Source organism: Allomuricauda sp. NFXS6 (assembly GCF_040148835.1).
Lineage (GTDB): Bacteria > Bacteroidota > Bacteroidia > Flavobacteriales > Flavobacteriaceae > Flagellimonas.
The window spans coordinates 336,544-358,922 of sequence record NZ_JAGEMG010000001.1 but is presented as its reverse complement, the minus strand read 5'-3'; the positions used below and the strand labels follow the sequence as shown (position 1 = coordinate 358,922).

At 42.5% G+C, this 22,379-nt stretch carries 11 protein-coding genes; all 11 read left to right on the top strand.

Translation table 11 applies throughout. The annotated features are described in order from the left end of the window. Window positions 1–684 precede the first annotated feature (684 nt). The 11 genes from J4E06_RS01600 to J4E06_RS01550 all read left to right on the top strand — a co-directional run bounded on the left by J4E06_RS01600 (window position 685) and on the right by J4E06_RS01550 (window position 22,289). Window positions 685–5,778: an HYR-like domain-containing protein gene (locus J4E06_RS01600; protein ID WP_349522297.1), complete on the top strand. Its 5,094-nt coding sequence runs from the start codon at window positions 685–687 to the stop codon at window positions 5,776–5,778. A 9-nt stretch (window positions 5,779–5,787) separates the two neighbouring features. Then, entirely contained in the window at window positions 5,788–6,690 is a 903-nt protein-coding gene (locus J4E06_RS01595) for a PorP/SprF family type IX secretion system membrane protein (RefSeq protein ID WP_349522296.1), read from the top strand. A gap of 230 nt (window positions 6,691–6,920) precedes the next feature. Beyond that, window positions 6,921–8,849: a tetratricopeptide repeat-containing sensor histidine kinase gene (locus J4E06_RS01590; RefSeq protein WP_349522295.1), complete on the top strand. Its 1,929-nt coding sequence runs from the start codon at window positions 6,921–6,923 to the stop codon at window positions 8,847–8,849. Continuing rightward, a complete protein-coding gene (locus tag J4E06_RS01585) occupies window positions 8,842–9,483 on the top strand; it encodes a response regulator transcription factor (RefSeq protein WP_349522294.1) in 642 nt (213 codons plus the stop codon). The genes J4E06_RS01590 and J4E06_RS01585 overlap by 8 nt, the downstream gene beginning before the upstream one ends. Before the next feature lie 545 nt (window positions 9,484–10,028). After that, a complete protein-coding gene (locus tag J4E06_RS01580; RefSeq protein WP_349522293.1) occupies window positions 10,029–10,607 on the top strand; it encodes an RNA polymerase sigma-70 factor in 579 nt (192 codons plus the stop codon). A gap of 71 nt (window positions 10,608–10,678) precedes the next feature. Further along, window positions 10,679–11,878 (top strand): FecR family protein, encoded by a 1,200-nt coding sequence (locus J4E06_RS01575; RefSeq protein WP_349522292.1) that lies wholly within the window; start codon window positions 10,679–10,681, stop codon window positions 11,876–11,878. A gap of 213 nt (window positions 11,879–12,091) precedes the next feature. Then, window positions 12,092–15,481, top strand: a complete 3,390-nt coding sequence (locus J4E06_RS01570; RefSeq protein ID WP_349522291.1) for a TonB-dependent receptor — start codon at window positions 12,092–12,094, stop codon at window positions 15,479–15,481. 14 nt (window positions 15,482–15,495) lie between these two features. After that, a complete protein-coding gene (locus J4E06_RS01565; RefSeq protein ID WP_349522290.1) occupies window positions 15,496–17,256 on the top strand; it encodes a RagB/SusD family nutrient uptake outer membrane protein in 1,761 nt (586 codons plus the stop codon). 175 nt (window positions 17,257–17,431) lie between these two features. Continuing rightward, complete coding sequence (locus J4E06_RS01560; RefSeq protein ID WP_349522289.1) at window positions 17,432–19,600, top strand: hypothetical protein; 2,169 nt, start codon at window positions 17,432–17,434, stop codon at window positions 19,598–19,600. A gap of 21 nt (window positions 19,601–19,621) precedes the next feature. Further along, window positions 19,622–20,839, top strand: coding sequence for an AGE family epimerase/isomerase (locus J4E06_RS01555; protein ID WP_349522288.1), 1,218 nt, complete (start codon window positions 19,622–19,624; stop codon window positions 20,837–20,839). Next, window positions 20,832–22,289, top strand: a complete 1,458-nt coding sequence (locus J4E06_RS01550) for a sugar porter family MFS transporter (protein ID WP_349522287.1) — start codon at window positions 20,832–20,834, stop codon at window positions 22,287–22,289. Before J4E06_RS01555 ends, J4E06_RS01550 begins: the two co-directional genes overlap by 8 nt. Window positions 22,290–22,379: the final 90 nt, after the last annotated feature.

Sequence of the window (22,379 nt, the reverse complement as noted above, 5' to 3'; positions counted from 1 at the left end):
TTTTAACCATGACATGGTAAATGGTGATATTTGAATTTATATTGTATCAAATAGCCTTAATATTTGTAATCCGATATTACTACAGAAAATATAAAGGAAAGAAGGATTGGCTTCTGTCTATCAGGAAGGAATGTTCGTTATAGGATTCGGACTAATCAACTTTTTTCTGATTTTTTGCTTAATAGAAAAGCGTTCCATTACAATGGTGATTAGGAATCTTATGGTTCATAGGTTCTCAGAGTTTAATTTACAGACCCCAAACACCTCATTTTTATCAAAAAAAACAACAATTTGTTTGCCAACTTTTGATTCGATTTACATCAATGTTATCCGTTTTTGGTATTGCCCATTTTTCTATTCTAGAAATCCTCAGACTTTAATTTAGAAGATTTTAGTTTTATCTAGTTCATAATAAGAGATACTAAAATCTTGGGAGAATTAAGCATATCCCACTAGTCCTCTTGTTATAGAAGGATAGATGGACGTACCTTAAGCAGAATACCCATTGCTGCAGGATTCATATTGAAATTACATTTTCGATTATCAATTATCCATTTGGATATTCTTTTGTGTGAAACCACTTACTATCTACGTACCTCTACGTAAATTTTGTACATGGGTGCGTATTTTAATTGATTTTATACGGGTATAACTTGCGGCGCGAAAGCATAAAGACATTTTTACATGCCCAAATCATCTTTTCAATCAATCTCGATTGCACTAGTCTTATTGGTTTTATGTTCAACGAGCCTGTTCGGACAAACCGTTAATCGACCCCATACCTCTATAGGAGACTTGACCAATAGCGAATGGACTCCTTTGCCCTACGAGGGAGGTGGACATCCACGTACCCGGGCCACCATGGACGGTTATTTGCCAACATTGGAAGACGGGGCGGTAGCTGTGGAGTTCATCCTTAAAGGGGGGGACGGCGGACGTGCCACTTGGCAAGGTTTGGTAGCCCAGAAAATAGGACAGGGAGGAGAAGGGGGGACCGTACGGTTTACCTTGCCCATTACCAGTGAAAATGCAGGGGACCGGCTCCAATTTTATATAGGATCTCGTGGAGAATCCGATGTTCATGATGTTGCCGCCAGCGGCGGCGGCGGCGGTGCTACGGCAATAACTCCATATGGACAATCTACTAATCCCATAGCGGTTGCAGCAGGTGGTGGTGGGGGAGCAGCAATCGAAGCTCTGGTTTCCCATGGATATGGTGGCGGCATAGCAAGAAATGGAAAAAATAGTTGTAATTCGCATGGATTAAGAGTGGATGATGCTATTTCGTATGGAAGTGGCGGGGTAGCTCATAGAGGCTTAATTAATGGTGTAGAGACTACTTTTCATCCATTTTCAGGGGGCGGGGGCAGTTTATATAGCCCACCTGAATCAGCAGTGTTATTTGAATTGGAAGTTATGGGAAGTTCACCCAATGGAGGTGGTGCCGGAGGTTATCATCCACCAACTATTGTATATGAGGGAGATTGTTCGGGAGGGTTATTTAACCCTAATTGTACAAAAATAGTGGTTAATGATATCAATCGTGGAGGTACGGGCTGGGCCGGTGGCGGGGCTGGCGGAATATTTTATGGCCATCCGATTGGACCTTCACCCAAATGCTCAAATCAATATATTGGGAAAGGGGCCTCTGGCGGCGGTGGCGCTGGTTATTATGGCGGCGGCGGCGGCGATTTGGAACGTGGCGGCGGTGGCGGACAATCGTATGGCAACCTTAATATGGTACAAGATTTAGTGGAGACAGAAGGAGGAACGACTATTGCTCCAGTTACTGGTTATATACAATACAGGGTCATTTATGATGAACAGCCCCCTGTGGCAGTATGTAGTGATATTACAGTGTCCCTTGATCCGGAAAATCCCTTATTGGCCGATGGTACCGTTACCATAACGGCTGCCGATATTGATGCAGGGTCTTATGATGATGTTTATGTGGCATCTATGTCCCTATCACAAACCACCTTTACCTGTGATGACGTTGGTACCGTCCCGGTTACCTTAACTGTTCTTGATGGAAAGGGCAATGGGGCTACTTGTACGGCCAATGTAACCGTAGTGGACAATACCCCTCCCTTTATGCTTGCGATGACCAATTTTATTGAAATGGGGCAGAGTACTTCTGTGGAACTAACACCACAAGGCCCTTTTGATATCTCGGATAATTGTGACAGCTATACCGCTGTGGCCAGTACCCGTACGGCAACCTGTGCCGATATTGGGACCAATATTTTGGTGCCTATTGAAGTGACCGACCAATATGGGAATACGGCTACCTATAATTACGTGTACCAGATTAACAAGAATACACCACCTATAGTAAATACAAAATCGGCGACCATTTATCTGGGTGCCAATGGGCGCGCAACCCTAACACCTGAAGATATAGACGATAACAGTATAGATGCCAATGGCTGTTACACCACATTTACCAGAACATTGAGCAAAACCAATTTTACCTGTGCCGATGCGGGAACGCATACGGTTACCTTAACGGTAAATGACGGTTATAATTCGGCTTCGGCCACAGCCACGGTTACAGTGGTAGATTCCTATGATCGCAGTTCAGGTATTGTTTATGTGGATGAGAACGCGACGGGATCAAACAATGGAACCTCTTGGAACGACGCATATACCGATTTACAAGATGCACTAACTTTGTCTGCGAATTGTGGGTTAACGGAAATATGGGTGGCCCAGGGTACCTACAAACCGGGAACATCCGAATATGATTCTTTTGTCATTCCCGAAGGGGTGACCCTTTTGGGAGGCTTTACCGGAAATGAAACTTCATCGGACCAACGGAATTGGAACGCAGCGCCGACCCTGTTAAGTGGGGATATCAATGGGAATGATATGGCAGATGCCGGGGACAGCCATACCATAGTAACGGTAACGACTCCTAATGTGACTTTGGATGGACTTATCATTGCGTATTCCTATGCGGATGATCCTACGGACAATAGTCAAGTGGCCATTGGCCGAACCGGGGGAGGGCTTTATATAAACCAAAATGCCAGCTTTCTTTTAAAGAATAGCATACTGCACGATAATATTGCCTTTAGTGATGGCATCAATGGTGTGGGGGGCGCCGTGATCAGTTTTACCGGTGATACCAAATTGATAAGTTGCTTGCTGTATGATAATGTTGCCTCCACTGCTGGAGGTGCTGTTTCATGTGAATCCGGTGAAGTTGAAATTATAAATTCCACCCTGAGCGATAATACAGCTGCCACTGGGGGTGGTATCCATTTAAGTGATGGGACTCTGTTGGTGGCGAACTCTATTCTATCCGATAATACCGGTACCAATGGCCATATCAATCTGGATGGTGGATATGCACGCCTGTATAGTTCATTGGCATATAATGGAACTGTTTCTGGAGATGTGATGCAAAGTCGAAATCTGACGGTAGATCCAGAGTTTGAAGATGTGGTGGACCATGATTATAGGGTGAAGGCTACTAGTCCTGCCATAAATGCTGGGAACAATAATTTTGTGGTATCGTTAGGGGCACCCGAAGCGGCAGTCGATTTGGCTGGAAATAAGCGCATTTACGACTATGTCAATGGTGGTATTGTTGATATGGGCGCCTATGAGTTACAAGACAGGGCACCCGTGGCCATTTGCCAGGATATTATAGTAGCGCTAGATGCAAACGGTAGGGTGATTATAGGCCCTGAAGAAATAGATAACGGCTCTTATGATGAGGATAATGGAATAACACTTACCCTCGATGTTACAGAATTTGATTGTTCAGACCTAGGAACGAATGAAGTGATACTAACCGTAACGGCCAATAATGGGGTAAGTGTCCAATGTACGGCAACTGTTACCGTGGAGGATACCTTGGCTCCAGTTCCTGATTTGGCAAATCTATCAGATGTAAATGCAGAATGCGAGGTAAGCAGTCTAACGGCCCCAACGGCCACGGATAATTGTAGCGGTTTGCTAACAGCAACCCATGATGCAACTTTGCCGATTACGGCCCAAGGTACTACGGTGATCACATGGACCTACGAAGATGCAGCCGGGAACACCAGTAACCAAACACAAAATGTGGTTGTTGCGGATACAAATGCACCGGTTCCCGACCAGGCGAATTTACCGGATATTGCCGATGAATGTGAGGCAGGTAGTCTAACGGCCCCAACGGCCACAGACAATTGTAGCGGTTTGCTAACAGCAACCCATGATGCAACTATGCCGATTACGGCCCAAGGTACTACTGTGGTAACGTGGACCTACGAAGATACAGCCGGTAACACCAGTACCCAAACACAGCATGTGATTATTGCAGATACGGAGGCACCGGTTCCCGACCAGGCGAATTTACCTGATATTGCCGATGAATGTGAGGTTGGTAGTCTAACGGCCCCAACGGCCACAGACAATTGTAGCGGTTTGCTAACAGCAACCCATGATGCAACTTTGCCGATTACGGCCAAAGGTACCACGGTGATCACATGGACCTACGAAGATGCAGCCGGGAACACCAGTACGCAAACACAGCATGTGATCATTGCAGATACGGAGGCACCGGTTCCCGATCAGGCGAGTTTAAACGATGTTATTGATGAATGTGAGGTCAGCAGTCTAACGGCCCCAACGGCCACGGATAATTGCAACGGTTCGGTAACAGTTTCGCACGATGCTGTTTTGCCCATCACACAGCAGGGCACCACGGTGGTCACATGGACCTACGAAGATGTAGCCGGGAACACCAGTACGCAAACACAGCATGTGATCATTGCAGATACGGAGGCACCAGTTCCCGACCAGGCGAGTTTAGCGGATATTGCCGATGAATGTAAGATAAGCAGTCTAACGGCCCCAACGGCCACGGACAATTGCAGTAGTGCGGTAACAGTTTCGCACGACGCTGTTTTGCCCATCACACAGCAAGGAACCACGGTGGTCACATGGACCTACGAAGACGAAGCTGGGAACACCAGTACACAAACACAGCACTTGATCGTTGAGGATACCATGGCTCCTGAGTTGATTTCAGCATTGGATACGGATCTTACGGTGTATTGCAATCAAGTGCCAGAAATCCCAAATCTGGTTTTTGAGGATAATTGTGATATAGAGGTTCAAATTGAATATGGTCAAAATGAGACCATTTCAGGAGAAGGATATCTCATTGAGCGTTACTGGATAGCTTCCGATTCCAAAGGAAACGAAAGTCGTGTAGAACAACATATCTCCGTGCTACCAACACAGATAAGCATTGATGAAAATATATCGGTTTGCATTACCGAAACCGTTTTGGATCTCTACGAAAAAATTGAAGGTGAGGTAGGGGATGGAACCTGGGAATCCCAAAGCAGTTCGGTCAATATAAACGGCTCTGTAATCGACCCATCGACCATGGAGATAGGGACGTATACTTTTACCTATACCGAACAAGCAGGAATGTGCGTCAACCAGGTGGTTGTTGAGGTAAGGGAGGAAGATGCCTGTGGAACGGATGAAGCATCAAGAATGGAGGTATCCAAGTTGCTTACCCCGAATGATGACGGACATAACGATTACTTCATTGTGGAAGGATCCGATACAGATGGAAATAAAATATCACTAATGGTTTTTGATCGTTGGGGCCAGCAAGTTTACAAGTCGGATGATTATGAAAACGATTGGAATGGTACACGAGGCAATAACCAAGGTAAACTGTCTTCGGGAACCTATTTCTACGTGATACAGGTGTTGAACTCCAATACGAAACCCATTAAGGGAAGTATCTACATTGGCACAAAATAAAAGATGAGGATGAGGAAGTTTATATTATTGATAATCGTGGTGGTTGTGTGCCATCAATTTACCGTGGCACAGCAAGCTCCACAATTTACACAGTACTTGTACAATCCCGTTAGTATCAACCCTGCATTTGCAGGAAGCACAAAAGGATTATCGGCCATTTTGATGCATCGGTCCCAGTGGAGTGGTTTCGAGGGTGCCCCAGCAACACAAATGTTTTCGGCACATACCCCTTTGCGCAATCAAAAAGTAGGGTTGGGGCTCTCACTTGTTAGTGATGCCTTGGGCGAAGAAAAGTTTGATTACCTCTATGGTGATTTCTCCTATTCGCTTGAAGTAGGTAGAACTACTCGTTTAGCTTTCGGAATCAAGGCGGGCTTTACTCATTACTCCTTGAGTCCGGAACTATTGAACAGGCCTGATGTGCAATCGGATCCCTATTTTAATTCGTATTCGGACAGTTGGTCGCCAAACGTGGGGGTGGGAAGTTTTTTATATGGAAAACGCTGGTATGTGGCAGTATCCGTACCTCAAATGTTCAATGTGGATTATATAGTGGACACCGACACATCCTTCAGGGTTTTGGACAGATCCAATTTATATGTTACGGCAGGATACGATTTTCCACTTGCCAATTCCATCACATTGAAGCCAAGGTCCATGGTAATTTTGACGGATGCTGCACCGGTTTCCATCGATGCCGGGGCCAATGTCAGTTTTCATGACCGATTTATGATAGGGGCCAACTATCGTTTTAATAGTTATAATGCCGTTGGTGGCTTGGGAAGCTTTATGATAGGGAAAAAGTTGATGTTGGGATATGCCTACGAAGTCCCGGTATCGGGAATCCGCCCTTATACTGGTGGTACGCATGAATTTTTTTTGAGATATGATTTTATTTCAAATATAAATTAAGCCCATGATGCATCCGATGGGTATACTGGATGAGCAGGTCAAAACCATCAGGATAAGCAGCAAAAGATATTTGAGTTTACGCTCATAAAAGTTTATGTATTAGTGGTATTTTTATGCTTGTGTATAAATTCCCCATACCCATACTGATCATAGTTTTTTGTTTGGTTTCCGAAATATGTAGTTCCCAAACAAGGGAAGACCATGATAATGTGTCGGTCATTTTGGATTCAATGGCAACATTTGAAGCAAAAGTGAATCACTTACGGGAATTACTTGATGATGGACGGTTGAACAACGATGGTATTGCCAATATTTTTCTTCAGTATCGAGATTCATCATTGGTACAAGAACAATGGAATGAAGCCTTGTTGTTCACAAATGCATTAGGGGGCTATTATATTTACGAATCCATTAACCATACCAAGGCATTCGGGATTTTGGAGAACTATCAGCCTTTTGTCCAATATAATGGTGATGAAAAGCAAATATCATTGTTTTATATTACCTATGCTGAGGCGGCAACATTTATGCAGTATTATAAAAAATCCTTGGACATATTGGATGAGGGAATCCAGTTCATGGAAAAGGAAAAGGACTCCTCCTTATATGAATTCGGTTACGCTTATTTAAAAGCAGGTGAAAATAGTGACAAGGTAAACAAGATTTCCCAGAGTGTGGGCTATTTTGAAAAGGCCAAGAAAATATTTGCCCATCAAAGGGATACACTGATGTATTTGTGGGCGCAGAATGGTTTGGCACAACTCTATGGTAAAAATGGGCTGTATGATAGAGCTGAAAAGGCCCGAAGGGAGGTACTCGAAAAGGGAACGGACATGGAAGAGTATCAGGTGGTTGCCATGGCGCGTTTAGCTGCCTGTAATGAGGCCAACCTTAAAAATGACTTTGCCGAAGAGCTCCATCAAATTCGAATGGCTCTTCAAGTGAGGAACCATGAATCCGATATACAGGGCATAGTGGATATATTGACCCTTTCCTATGCCGTTTCCACTTATGCCAGGAACGGGATACGGGATACTTCGGACTTATATAAACGGGAGCTTGTTTCCAAGATAGGTCCTCATATTAACAACCCTTTTTTAGAAACATACTATCATTTGGCCATGAGTTGGAATGCATTGGCCAACAACCAACTTACTCAAGCAGAAAGGTATGCCCAAAAAGCCCATAAAGGTGTAAAGGGAACTTTGGAAGCCCAAAATATTATGCGCTCTGAGTTGTTGTTGTCCAATATCTATGAGAAAATGAATAATTTGCCACAATCCCTGCGGCACTTTAAAAATTATGCAAGGATGAAAGACTCTGTTAACAATGTAACCGCTAGGAGGAGATTCGCTTTTATTCAAACCGAACTTGAAGCAGAAAAGAAGGATATGGAGATTGCACGTCAAAAGCAGGATATTAAAATTCTCGATGCACAAAATAAGGAAAAGACCTATTGGATGATCTTTGGTGGTGTGATGCTTGTTGGCGGATCTAGTTTTTTATGGTTGTACAGAAATCGTCGGTTTGCCAAAAAGGAGCAAGAACTTACCGAAAAATATTCACAAGATTTGTTATGGCAACAGGAAAGGGAAAAGGAATATATCGCAAGGGAGTTGCACGATGGCGTTGGGCAACAACTGACCTTGATGTCAAAAAAAGCAAGGGATACCAAACAAAAAGAACTGTTGAAACTGTCCCAAGATACCTTGGAGGAAGTCAGAATGGTAGCAAAAGGGCTTCTTCCCCCTGCATTGGCAAACTTGGGAATAACCGGAGCCATACAACAGTTAATCTATACTTTTGATGAGAAGTACAATATTATTTTTACTTTGGAAATGGACGCGATAGACGATTGCTTTGAAAAACAGCAAAATGTTAACTTTTACAGATTTGTACAAGAGGCCATGACCAATTTTGTAAAGCATTCACAAGCGACCGAAGTATTGATTGAGATTATTAAGAAGACAGATTGTGTCAAATTACTGATTACGGACAATGGAATAGGTTTTGACTATGATGAAGAACATAAGGGTCAAGGCCTGGGTCTCAAAACCATGGAAAAAAGAATCCAGATGATGAACGGTAATGTTCAAATCCGGACCACAAAGAATAGAGGAACATCTATTAATGCCCATATCCCCATTACAAATGCATAATGCACATACCATATTGGTGGCCGATGACCATCCTTTGTTGTTAAAAGGATTGGTTGATGAGCTCGAATCCAAAGGATATAATGTGATTGCTCAGTCAACCAATGGCCTAGAAGCCTTGGAACAACTATTGGACCTAAGACCCGATATTGCTATTTTGGATATTCAAATGCCCATGCTTTCTGGAATAGAAGTGATAACAAAGGCAACGGATGCAGGCTGTACTACCCGTTTTATCCTACTTACTTCCCATAAGGAGGAAGGGCTTGTTTATAGGGCCAAACAATTGGGAATCAGTGGTTATTTACTTAAAGAAGAACCTTTTTTGGAAATGGAAAGGTGTATCCTAAAGGTAAGTGCTGGGGAAACATACTTTAGCAAAACCTTTGAACAAATGGTAGAAACAACCATTAATCCACAGCTAAAAAAACTAAAACTACTGTCTTCTTCGGAACGCACCATTCTTAGAATGGTGGCCCAGTCAAAAACGTCCAAGGAAATTGCCGAGGAGTTGTTGATTTCCTTGCGAACAGTCCAGAAGCATAGAAGCAATATCATCCAAAAATTGGAAGTGGGTGGCGGAGACCAATGGGCTTCCTGGATTTCCAAGTATAAGGATTTAATATTGTCACTATAATCATAAGCCAGAAATACGTACCCCTACGTAAAAATCGTACTGGGGTACGTATTTTTATTGAAGGTATGGTAAGTTATCTTGTGTTTGAAAACCTTGATCTTACTATATGTTCAGCCCCCGACCTCAATTCTCTTTTATTAAGCCTTGTTTGTACATTTTATGTTCGTTGGGCCCAAACCATATCGAGCATTTGCTTTTGTCCAAGAAAAGAGATGGTTTTCAATGTGCCTTAAATGATGATGTGTCTGGGCAGGGAGTTCAGCCCATAATGGGATTAATTGCATGTATAGGATTATTTTCCAAAAGGGATTCTGATATGGATAAACACGTGGTGACGTGCTGGAACATAAATTATTTAAAAATTTTTAACCCTATTTCAACTTATGGTCGTCTTAGTAGTGTTATGAGAGGAAACAAACATAATGGTATACTGAAATTACCTAGCATCGTAAATGTTTACATAATTGTTAAGTCGTTTAGTTAGTTTGAAATAGGGCGGTCATTGATTGCCCTATTTTTTGTTGCATAAACGGCGGAGTTTAATAGTGTACAGTCTAAATAACCCCTTAAAACTGAAAGCCAATAAAACATACCGCCTAACTACCAAAGAATACAAGGTTCTTTTTGATACACATCACGTTTCACTTTGTTTGTTTTGCAACCGCTACTTGAACGATCTTGAAATGGCAAAAGATGTCGTACAGGAAATATTCATCAAAGTTTGGAACCAAAAGACAGTTTTTAAAAGTAAGCATACCGTTAGATCTTATTTGTACACAGCTGTAAAGAACAGGTCATTGGATGTATTAAAGAGCAAACGGTATAAATCGAAATGTGATTTGTCCGTAGAGGCTATACAAAGTATGGAAACCGATTCTTTTTTTTCAAGCGAGCTTGTTTTGCAAGAAACAGCACGATTGGTGGACGATGCGGTAGATACCTTGCCCTTGAGATGTAAGAAAATAATTAAACTTAGTTTATTGGGCTATAAAAATGGGGAAATCGCCAATGAACTAAAAATAACCTTGAACACTGTAAAAGCCCAGAAAAAAATCGCATATCGTAAGCTCCGTTTCCAACTTCGGGAACACATCGCACTAATGGCCCATATCTTTTTGCCATAAAAAAAGAAAAATACTTAACCCCGAATTCAAATTCCATCGTCTTTATATAAAAGACAGTAATTAAACAATTTATGTTAAGAGATTTCGGCAAACTAATGGAACTGGCCAAAAGATTGGCCAGAACAATCCTACTGCGAGGAAGGGTTGATAAGGTGGATACCTCGCAGGAGCTGAATCAGGACGAGCGTGAATACATTATGCGGAAATTGGCAGAGCCCAGCCATTGGCTTGAAAGAAGTCGTTTAAAAAAAGATGTTGATGAAACACATGCAAAGGATTGGGAAAAATTAAAAGCAACTACGGTAAATGACTCGAAACTTAGGTATTTGGGGACAGTGGTCAAAATTGCCGCGGTTTTTGCCGGTATTGCTGGCTGTACATATTTTTTTCTGATTGGAAATTACCCAAAGGACGGAAATGATTCATCGATCAAACAGGAGTCCATTACTCTGGAACTTGAAAATGGTTCTGTTGAAAAACTGACAAAATCCGATAATAGACAGTTTAAGAACAGCAAAGGAAAAGTAGTTGGGTTGCAAAATGCCGATCAGCTTGATTATACCCAGGGAGAAACGCAGGATGGCAGTATTGATGATTCCAATGAATCTAAAGTATACCATAAATTGACCGTTCCCTATGGAAAAACATTTCAGCTTGTTCTGTCCGATGGAACCCAAGTGCAACTGAATGCAGGGACGTCCTTGAAGTATCCTGTGAGGTTTGTCAAAGGTGAAAACAGGGAGGTTTTTATGGAGGGCGAGGCTTTTTTTGATGTCCAAAAGAAACAAAAGCAACCCTTTATAGTGAATACGGATAATTTGGGTATCCAAGTGCTGGGGACTCAATTTGTTGTTTCTTCCTATCCTGAAGATGCTTACATAAATACAGTTTTGCTTGAAGGTTCCGTAGGGCTGTACAAAAGTTCACGGAAAAGAAACGGGGAGGAGCATACCATATTGGAGCCTGGATTTATGGGGGAATGGAACAAGGAGGAGGAAAATATCTCGGTAAAAGAAGTGGATACAAGTATCCATACTGCATGGACAAAAGGAAGAATGGTGTTCAGTCACATGAAGTTTAAGGACATCATCAAAAAATTGGCACGATGGTATAATGTGTCTATTACGAATAATAACGCACAACTGGGAGAAGAAACCTTCACGGCGACATTTGATGTTAAAATCGAATCCATGGAAGATATTTTGGAGTCGTTCAAAAGAAATTACGGTTTCCATTATGATATTGAAAACAATCAAATCAATATTTATTAACCACAAAAAATTTAAGCGTCAATGAAGTGAACCTTAGAATATAAATAACCATCACTCTGAAAGAAAAAAATCGGAAAATGCGGACACATTTCCCGATCGGATAAAAGAGTGATTTAAACCAAATGTTAAATCATCTTAATACAGAACAAAGATATGAAAATCCTTTCGATGTTAAGGGGCATGCCCCCCTTATACTTGAAGTTAGACCTTAAAATGAAATTGACCGTCTATCTTTTTATCATTTCCCTTTTTCAGGTTCAGGCAAGTTCTTATGCCCAGAACACCAAGATCACTTTGCATTTAGACAATGTAAGTGTTGAAAAGGTATTGAGGGAAATAGAGTCCAATACGCAGTTCAAGTTTTTGTACAACGACAGCGAAGTTGAATATGCCAAAAAGGTCTCCATCAACGTAAAAAACAAACGTATTTCCAAAATCTTGGAAGAACTTTTTTCGAAAACCCCCATAACCTATGAGGTTTTCAAAAAACAGATTATACTCAAGCGTTCCTTGCCCAAGACGGATGATGATAAACCTAAAAAAAACACGGAACACAATAATTACCAACAAATGGTATCGGGATCTGTCAAAGATATTGACGGGAACCCACTGCCAGGGGTCAATGTTTTGGTGGATGGAACAACCAATGGTACGCAGACTGACTTTGACGGTAATTATTCGATAGAAGCGGATGAAGGGGACGTACTTGTGTTTTCCTATATGGGGATGATCACTCAGCGTGTTGAGGTTACCAACGATGTCATTGATGTGACCATGGAGGAAAGTACCAGTAAACTGGATGAGGTCGTTGTTGTTGGATATGGTGTACAGAAGAAGGAGAACTTGACGGGCGCCGTTGGTGAGACCTCTAGCGTGGTCCTTGAAAACAGGGCTGTGCAAAATGCCGGGCAAGCTTTACAGGGAACTGTTGCCAACCTGAATGTTACTACCAACCCTGGTTCACCGGGAAGAATCGGTCAAGGTTCTGCCTTTCAAATCCGAGGACTTGGTGATATCAATGGTGGAGCAGCACCGCTGGTCCTTATAGATGGTGTTCAAGGAGATTTGAATCTTCTCAACCCGACTGATATCGAGAGAATTTCGGTATTGAAGGATGCGGCTTCCGCTGCAATTTATGGAGCACGTGCAACTTTTGGGGTCATTTTGGTGACCACAAAAAAAGGCTCTAGAAAACAGACCACTGTTAGTATAAATAGTTCGGTATCTAACAACGCCCAGACAGTTTTTCCAAAAACAGTGAATTCCCTGCTTTATGCAGAAACAGTAAATGCAGCTGCGGCCAACTCAGGAATGAACCCGATTTTTGGTCCAGACCAGATGGATAGAATACGACAATACCTTTCCGATCCAGGGAGTATTCCGACTACAGTTCCCGAGCCCGGAGATCCTTCGCGTTGGAGTTATGGACTGGGTAACGCAAATGTGGATTATTTTGATGCGTACTACAGTGATTCCATGGTAAGTCAAAAACACGATTTTGCGGTAAGTGGAGGAGGAGACAACACAGATTATCGCATCTCTTTGGGCTACCTGGACCAAGATGGGATTTATGAGATAGGACAGGATAACTACAAACGGTACAATCTTTTGGCCAATATTAATACGGATTTGAACGAGAAACTCAAGTTTAGCTTTCAAACCCTGTACAATAGAGGTTTTACCAACGAACCTTATGATTATTCTGCACAGACAGGTGACCTTTTTCATATTACCTATACGAGACAGCCACACTGGCCACTGTACGATCCTAATGGATATCCTTTGTGGACCTCGGAAATCCAATATTTTGAAGGATCAAGACGTAAGATTAGGGAGGATGAATTAAAATTGATGGGAACCATGGTATTTGAGCCCGTAAAAGATTGGAAAACCACTGCACGGTACTCGTACTCCAAATTAATGACAGAAGTCAACGCCCATCAGGCTGTTTTACAGGCGCATGATACGGATGGAAACCCATACGATATTCAGTCCGTCAATTCTGTGAGCAAAACAAATGCATCAAGGGATTATGAAAGTTTAGAGTTGTTCTCTTCTTATGATAAAACCATTGGCGGACACTATTTTAATGTGCTACTCGGAGGCCAGAAAGAAGATTATACCCGTAATGCTATATCGGGATATGTTCCCAATTTGGTTACTGACGCCATACCGTCCTTGAATACGGGCACTGGTATTAGACAAACATCCGATTCAATTGATGAGTGGGTCAATATTGGTTTTTTTGGCCGGGTAAACTACAATTACAAGGGCAAATATTTGTTTGAGGCAAATGCCAGATACGATGGAACGTCAAAATTTCCTGTGGGAAATCAATGGGGTTTTTTCCCTTCGGTATCTGCTGGTTGGAATATTGCCAAGGAAAACTTCTTTAAGGTTGAAGAGATAAATTCCCTTAAGCTAAGAGCCTCTTATGGAGAACTCGGGAATCAGCAAATTTCAAATTACCTCTTTTATGCACAAGTTCCCATTCGTACCAATCTGGGGTATATTATTGATGGGGAGCGACCCAATTATATGACTGCACCTGGATTGGTCAGTAATAATCTAACCTGGGCTACAGCTAACACCTTGGATTTTGGTTTGGATGTGACGATGTTGAAGAATCGTTTGAATCTTAGTTTTGACTGGTTCGAAAGAAAGACCATGGATATGGTTGGTCCGGCAGAAGCTTTGCCCTCCATTTTAGGAGTGGGTGTCCCAGTGACCAATAATGCAGATATGGTTACCAAAGGATTTGAATTGACCTTAGGTTGGAACGATGTCATTAACGAAGAGTTCAATTACTCACTACAATTCAATTTATCGGATAACTTTTCCAAGATTACCAAATACAACAGTACAACCAACAATATTTGGGGCTATTACCCAGGCAAAGAAATTGGTGAAATATGGGGGTACACTACCGCAGGAATTATCCAAAGTGATGAACAATTGAACAATATGGCCGACCAGACGACTTACATCTATGGCGGAAACTGGAACCTCGGAGATATTGAATATACCGATTTGAACGGAGATGGTGTGATCTCCCAAGGGGAAAATACCATCGAAGACCCAGGAGATTTAAGAAGGATAGGAAATACAACACCGCGTTATGCCTTTGGATTTACTACCAGATTCGATTGGAAAGGATTCGATTTCAATATGTTTTGGCAGGGGATTGCCAAAAGAGAAGTTTCGTTGGGTGACATTCCGTTTTATGGTCTTACGGGAAGTTGGACCCAGCAAGTGTTCGAAACAACACTGGACTATTGGACACCCGAAAATACGGATGCCTATTTTGCGAGACCGTATGCAACGGGCGAAATCAGGAAAAATCAACAACAGCAAACAAGGTTTTTGCAAGATGCTTCCTATATGCGATTGAAAAACCTTCAGTTGGGCTACTCCCTACCGAGTACTGTTTTGGATCCTATAGGCTTTAGCAGGCTTAGAGTTTATGTTAGTGGAGAAAACCTACTGACCTTTTCGCCCATTGATGAGAACTTTGACCCGGAAAGACTTCACGGATATTATGGTCCGGGTAAATCATACCCATTGTTTAGAACAATTACCATGGGTGTAAACATTGAATTTTAAAATTGGATAAGATCATGAAAAAATATACACTAGTCACAATGATGGCCGTACTACTTGTTGCGATGCTGTCATGCGAAGATGAATTGACCACTATTCCAAAAGACACTATTACCGATCAAGGTATTACATTCTCGGCCAATGAGATGGAAATGTACGCCAACCAGTTTTACACATCTTTGCCGGGAACCATGGCTGCATGGGCGTGGGAATCCGATGCTGCATCTGATAATAATGTTCCAGCTTCATTTACATCATATCCATTGGCATTTGGAACCCAGACCATTCCAGCTTCAGGAGGAGGTTGGAATTGGGGCAACATCCGCAATGTCAATTTTTTCTTGGACAATATTTCTGTCTCCGAAGCACCACAATCCGCTCAAGACAAGTATACGGGGGAAATCCTTTTTTTTAAGGCTTTCTTTTATTTTGATTTGATGAAAAGGTTTGGCGATTTACCTTGGTTGTCAACTACATTGGATGTGGACTCTCCAGAACTGTTCGAAGGACGTTTGTCCAGATCGGTGGTTGCCGATTCCATACTATCTGTATTGGATCGTTCTATTGAAAAACTCCCTACAAAAACACAAACCCAAGAAGGACGTATCCACAGGGATGTTGCTCTTCTTTTTAAAGCCAGGGTGGCTCTTTACGAAGGTACTTGGGAGAAGTACCACGCTGGAACCCCCTTTGAAGGTGATGGTAGGGATGTTAACAGGTTTTTTGTTCAAGCCAGGGATGCCGCTGAAGAAGTCATGGAAGGCGGATATACGCTTTACAATGATTTTTCGCATCCCGAAATCCCGGATGGCTTCAGTTATTGGAGATTGTTTTCAACACCTAGCTCCGAGATTTCAGGTATATCCGAAGTGTTGTTGGCAAGAGAGTACAGTGCCGATTTGGATTTGATCTATTGGGGTCAGCAAATCAGAACCTCAGGAGGGCCAAATGGACAAGGGATTTCAAAATCGCTTGTGGATTCCTATCTCTGTAGCGATGGTTTGCCCATTGGGGTAAGTCCACAATATATGGGAGACGAAACCTTGGAAGAAGTTACCACCAATAGAGATCCTCGTATGAAAATGACCATATCCACACCTGGAATGCCAATTAAAATATCCAATGGTGTGGTGGATACATACGAACTTCCTTTTTTAACCTTGAATCCATGGCCCAATACCACGGGATATCAAATTTATAAGTGGCTCAGTCCATTTATAGCCACAGAAGATGCATCAGGTAACAATACCTCCAATGCCGTTCCCTTGTTTAGGTATGCAGAAGCATTGTTAATAGCCGCCGAGGCACATGAGGAACTGGGAACTTGTACCCAAGCCGTATTGGATAGGACCATCAATTTATTGAGAGACAGGGCAGGAGTACCCCATCTTAATGCAGTGGTCGGTTTTACCGATCCCAATTGGAATTTTCCCGAGCTTTCTCCCCTAATGAACGAGATTAGAAGGGAAAGAAGAGTGGAACTGGCTTTTGAAGGGTTTAGAAGAGATGATTTGTATCGTTGGGCGGCCACGGATTTAATCCGTGCACCTAGACTTGGATCTAAATTGGAACAATGGAGAGACCGACCTTTTGAGCCTGCCTATGATGTAGATGAGGTATCCCCACGGATAGAAAATGTGGATGGCTACATTTCTCCTCTGTTACAGACCTTCGGTGAAGGGGAAGTTGGCTTTGATCCTTCAAAAAATTACTTGGCACCGCTGCCTGTAGATCAACTTACCTTAAACCCAAACCTGGAGCAAAACCCGGGGTACTAGCCTTGGCACTTATTATAAAGTGGTTTAGTTGCGGCCTTCCGATTTATTTTGGAAGGTCGCACACTAAATCAAAGGCCATTTTCTGGGAAAAACTGTCTTTTGGTTGCTCCCAAGCATGCACATTGTTCACACCATGCAATTTTCCATCAGTCTCCTCTAACTACAAGTTCACAATATGAAATCAGTTCCAAAAATACTCATGTTCTTAGGGCCTTTGGCCATTATTATACTATTTGCCCTGAATGCGGCACCTCAAAAAATACATGTCTACTGCGATGAAGGGAATGACCTTTATGGAGTAATCCAAAACTTGGAACATTTGGAAGTGGTCCACTACGATAATTTGGATCAATTTATACGCGGTATTGGCAAGGGAGAACCATCACTTATTTTAGCCGATAATTATCCAAATGAACGTCTAGAGGTTCCAAATAATTTTTTCGATCTATTGAAAGAAAAGGAAAGTCGATTTTATATCGAGTTCGTGGATAAACTTCCGGGGATGGAGACCCAACCAAAGAATAAAGTATCAAAGTATGAACGCGCAGTGGTCAACTCCTCTTTTTTTGGAGGAACTCCTGATAGTTTGGACATTTTGGCCGTCAATGGCCTAACCTATGTCCCGACCCAAGTTTCCAATGCCCATTTGGTAGCGGCCCGGGTCGCTGGTCTGGATAGTGCTATTTATGGAATTCCCAAAGAGAATAATCCTTTATTGTTCGAATTGAACGATTATGATGGATTGGTATCGACAACGGGGCTGAGTAACTTCATTAAAGGAAGGTATGCACCACAAGTTGAATGGCAGGGGATATGGAAAGGCATTCTTCAATTTTTATTGGCTGATGGCACTGTAATTGAAAAGTTGGACTGGAACTCCAAAATACAGACAACTTATGCTCGCAACGAGCAATTACCCCTCGATTATCAGAAAAAAAGCGTTGCAAAGGGTATTGATTGGTTTCATAATGCAAAAATGATCGTCCCCACAGGTTACAACAACATTCTTGGTAATGCCCCTAACAAGGAAATAAAGACCAAGTTCATCAATTGGAATGATACCATTTCCAATGGAGATGGTAGCAACGGCGTGTTCGAATGTATTTTCTCTAGAATTGATGAAAAAGGAAACCAACCTATCGGAGTAGTGCTAAGGGGCGATTGTACAGGGGAAGTGGCAGGTGCATTTGCCACAGCAGGCAAAGTACTTGGTAAGGAGGAAAACTACAAAATAGCCAATAACCTTTTAAAGTTTTATTTAAATGAATCATCTGCACTGAAAGGGGAGTATGGCAATCCAAACCATGGAGCCTATGGACTTGTACCTTGGGGCATTTCCAGCTATCCATGGTACAAAGCCAATTATGGCGACGATAATGCCCGTTTATTTCTTGGGGCTATTATCACTGCGGCAATTACGGGAAATACCGAACAGGATGATACATTGATGCGTATGCTACTCGCATTGCACCGAACCACAGGTATAAATGGTTTCCGAGGAGACAGGATAGATTTGCCCCAATTACAGGAAAATGGTTGGCAACACTATTATAATGGCAAAGTGGTCAATCTATCTCCGCATATGGAAGCCTATCTCTGGGCCTGTTTTCTCTGGGCCTATGACAAAACGGGGGACCCTATTTTCTTGGCGCGTACTAAAAAAGCAATAAAAACCACCATGGAAGGCTATCCTGATACATGGAAATGGATGAACGGATTGGCACAAGAAAAGGCTAGAATACTTTTACCGCTAGCTTGGTTGGTACGTGTTGAAAATACCGATGAAAACAGAAAAATGCTTTACACGGCAGTGGACGGGTTACTGGACCTCCAGGATAAAAGCGGTGCCATAAGAGAGGAGTTGGGAAGCATTGAAAAAGGAGTTTTTCCACCTTCTAAAAGTAATGCCGACTATGGATTGCACGAGGCTTCTTTGATTGCAAAGAACGGAGACCCCGTTAGTGATCTGCTATATACCACCAATTTTGCATTGGTGGGTCTGCATGAGGCTTGGTATACACTCAAGGATCCTCGTATCAAAAAATCTGTAGATCAACTATCCGAGTTTCTCTGTCGTATACAGGTCAAATCACCAGAACACCCAGAACTTCATGGGGGTTGGATGAGGGCCTTCGATTTTGAAAGGTTCGAACATTGGGGCTCCAATGCCGATGCCGGTTGGGGTGCATGGGCCATAGAAAGTGGCTGGACACAAGGTTGGATTACGACCATACTGTCCCTCCGTGAACTGGATACATCTATCTGGGATTTGACCAAAAATTCTGAAATGAACAGCCATTACGATGTATTGAAGCAAGAAATGTTACCAATCGAACAGCAATAGTATAAAGCAAACAAAAGAAGAATGACCTTGGAAAGCGAAAAAGACATAGCAGAGAATTTGCATCAACTAAAAGAGGTCTATCGTGAAGCACTCTTTGATGACCTTGTTCCGTGGTGGGAAACCCATTCCATTGATCAAAACCATGGAGGATATTATACCCGTTTGGCACAGGATGGAACGCCCTATTCCGAAGACAAGGATATGTGGATGACGGGTAGACAGGTGTGGATGTTCAGCCATTTGTACAATGGGGTTGAAAAAAGGGAGCAATGGAAAAACATCGCTAAACATGGATTGGACTTTATGCTCGCAAATGGCTTTGCCGAAAACGGTAAAATGCACTTCAGATTGAATAGTGTCGGTCAACCCGTTTCCTCGGTACTAAGTTTGTATACTGAAGTTTTTGGGGCTATAGCATTGGCTGAATATGCAGCCCTAAGCAAGGATGAGGATTTAAAAGACCGCGCATTCAAGATGTACGATTTCTTAGTGTCGAGATTGGGACAACCATCGGATACGCCCATGTTGGGCTATCCACTCAATAGGCAATTTCACTTGCATTCCCATGATATGTGTCGAATTACCGTGGCTAAGGTATTCAAGGATATTTGGCCCTTAAAAAAATTTGATGAAGACATTACTTTATCCATCGAATCCATATTGAATAGACATTGGAAGCCGAATGAAAGGTATTTGTTGGAAAATGTGGGAATGGACGGTTCCACTATGTTGGATATTCCCGAAGGTCGGCTTTTTCATCCAGGACATGCTATTGAAAGTGCATGGATGATCATGGAAATTGGCATCGAACGGAATGAAAAAAACTGGATCAATGAAGCTGTAGCGATTATTTTGGCATCATTGGAACATGGGTGGGACAAAGAGTATGGGGGTATTCGTTACCTGACCAATATCGATTGGACCCCAACCCATGAACTGGAAGCGGACTTGAAGCTATGGTGGCCTCATGGAGAGGCATTGTATGCTTTGTTGCTGGCATGGCTTCATACGGGTAGGGAAGATATCAAAGCATGGTACCAAAAAGTACATCAATATACCTTTGCCCATTTCCCAGATAGGGAGCATGGCGAGTGGTATGGCTATTTAAATCGCGATGGAAGTCCAGTTTGGTCAACAAAAGCCAACGGATGGAAAGGCTTTTTCCATATACCGAGGATACTCTTCAGGTGTCACCAATTATTGGAAAATACCATTAAATCAACTGCGGAAAATGACTGATTTCAATAGTAAAGTAAAGGAAGCGCCAACAGGCAGTCCATTTTTAGTTGCACAGGTCTGCCTAGTGGCCTCCCTGGGAGGTGTGTTGTTTGGCTTTGACACTGCTGTCATTTCAGGGACCATAAGTATGGTCGAGGCCCAGTTCGAGTTGGATAAAATGGAAGTGGGGTGGTTTGGAAGCTCTGCGTTGATTGGAGCGATTATCGGCTCCATGATTGCTGGTTCACTTGGAGACAGGTATGGGCGTAAGTCCATACTAATTGTTTCCGCGGTACTTTTCTTTCTTTCTGCACTGGGGTCTGCTTTACCATCTTCATTCAGTTTGTTGATAGCTGCAAGGCTCGTTGGCGGTTTCGGAATTGGGATTGCTTCGGTCTTGGCACCATTGTACATTTCCGAGTTTTCTCCAGCTAATATACGTGGGCGTTTAGTGGCCTTGTACCAAATGTCAATAGTAATCGGCATATTATTGGCCTACTTCTCCAATTGGGGAGTGTTGAACTATGCCCAGGCCAATCCAGATGGTTTTGGAGGTTCTGGAATCTTCTACAGGATCATGGTATCGGAAGTCTGGAGGGCCATGTTCGGAACTGAAGTGGTGCCCGCTCTCTTGTTTTTCCTATTATTATGGACAATTCCTGAAAGTCCGAGATGGTTGGTCAAGGAAGGAAATACCAATGTAGCCTTGAGAATTTTGGAGAGGATAAATGGAAAACCAAAGGCAAATACCGAATTGAAAAACATTCTGGCAGCCTTGTCCAAAAAAGGTGGCTCATTGAAAGAACTGGCCAAGCCCGGTTTCAAAAAAGCCTTGATCGCAGGATTGGGACTTTCCATATTTGGTCAGTTTACCGGCGTGAACATTATTGTTTATTATGGCCCCGACATACTTAGGGATGCAGGCCTGAACTTCGACGGAGCTTTGAAGTTTCAAGTGGCCATTGGACTTATCAACCTCGTTTTTACGGCCTTGGCCCTTTGGAAAATAGATAGTTGGGGACGTAGGCCATTGTTGATATGGGGAATGTTATCGGTATGTATATCCTTGATTGTAATCGGAGTGTTCTTTTCGATACCATCTATTTCCAGTATTTGGATTGTGGTTATGTTGTGCATCTATATGGCAAGCTTGGCATTTTCAATCAACGCGGTAATATGGGTTTTGTTGGGGGAACTTTACCCTACTCGAATTAGGGGGCGCGCCATGTCCATAGTAACTTTCGCTAATTGGGGCGCCAATTTTGTTACTGCGTTTTTATTCCCTTGGTTTGTTTCGGTCATTGGAATGAATGCCGGATTCTTTGTTTTTGCAGGATTTTGTTTTATTGCAACAGTTTTCTTCTATAAAATGATACCCGAAACCAAAGCAAAAACCCTTGAAGAAATTGAAGAACATTGGAGAGGGGAAGGATTAAAGACAGCCGAGACTACCAATAAAGTAAGGCAATAATGTGTACATGTCAAAATCATATCTTGCACATGGTATGCCAATTGCATTAAAGTGGGGTAGCGTAAAAGGTTTTTTATGACTAATATTGTT

Coding starts and splice junctions, on each gene's coding strand:
- J4E06_RS01570 (WP_349522291.1), top strand. CDS start 12,092: ATGAAATTGACCGTCTATCTTTTTATCATTTCCCTTTTTCAGGTTCAG.
- J4E06_RS01585 (WP_349522294.1), top strand. CDS start 8,842: ATGCATAATGCACATACCATATTGGTGGCCGATGACCATCCTTTGTTG.
- J4E06_RS01600 (WP_349522297.1), top strand. CDS start 685: ATGCCCAAATCATCTTTTCAATCAATCTCGATTGCACTAGTCTTATTG.
- J4E06_RS01555 (WP_349522288.1), top strand. CDS start 19,622: ATGACCTTGGAAAGCGAAAAAGACATAGCAGAGAATTTGCATCAACTA.
- J4E06_RS01550 (WP_349522287.1), top strand. CDS start 20,832: ATGACTGATTTCAATAGTAAAGTAAAGGAAGCGCCAACAGGCAGTCCA.
- J4E06_RS01565 (WP_349522290.1), top strand. CDS start 15,496: ATGAAAAAATATACACTAGTCACAATGATGGCCGTACTACTTGTTGCG.
- J4E06_RS01560 (WP_349522289.1), top strand. CDS start 17,432: ATGAAATCAGTTCCAAAAATACTCATGTTCTTAGGGCCTTTGGCCATT.
- J4E06_RS01575 (WP_349522292.1), top strand. CDS start 10,679: ATGTTAAGAGATTTCGGCAAACTAATGGAACTGGCCAAAAGATTGGCC.
- J4E06_RS01590 (WP_349522295.1), top strand. CDS start 6,921: ATGGCAACATTTGAAGCAAAAGTGAATCACTTACGGGAATTACTTGAT.
- J4E06_RS01595 (WP_349522296.1), top strand. CDS start 5,788: ATGAGGAAGTTTATATTATTGATAATCGTGGTGGTTGTGTGCCATCAA.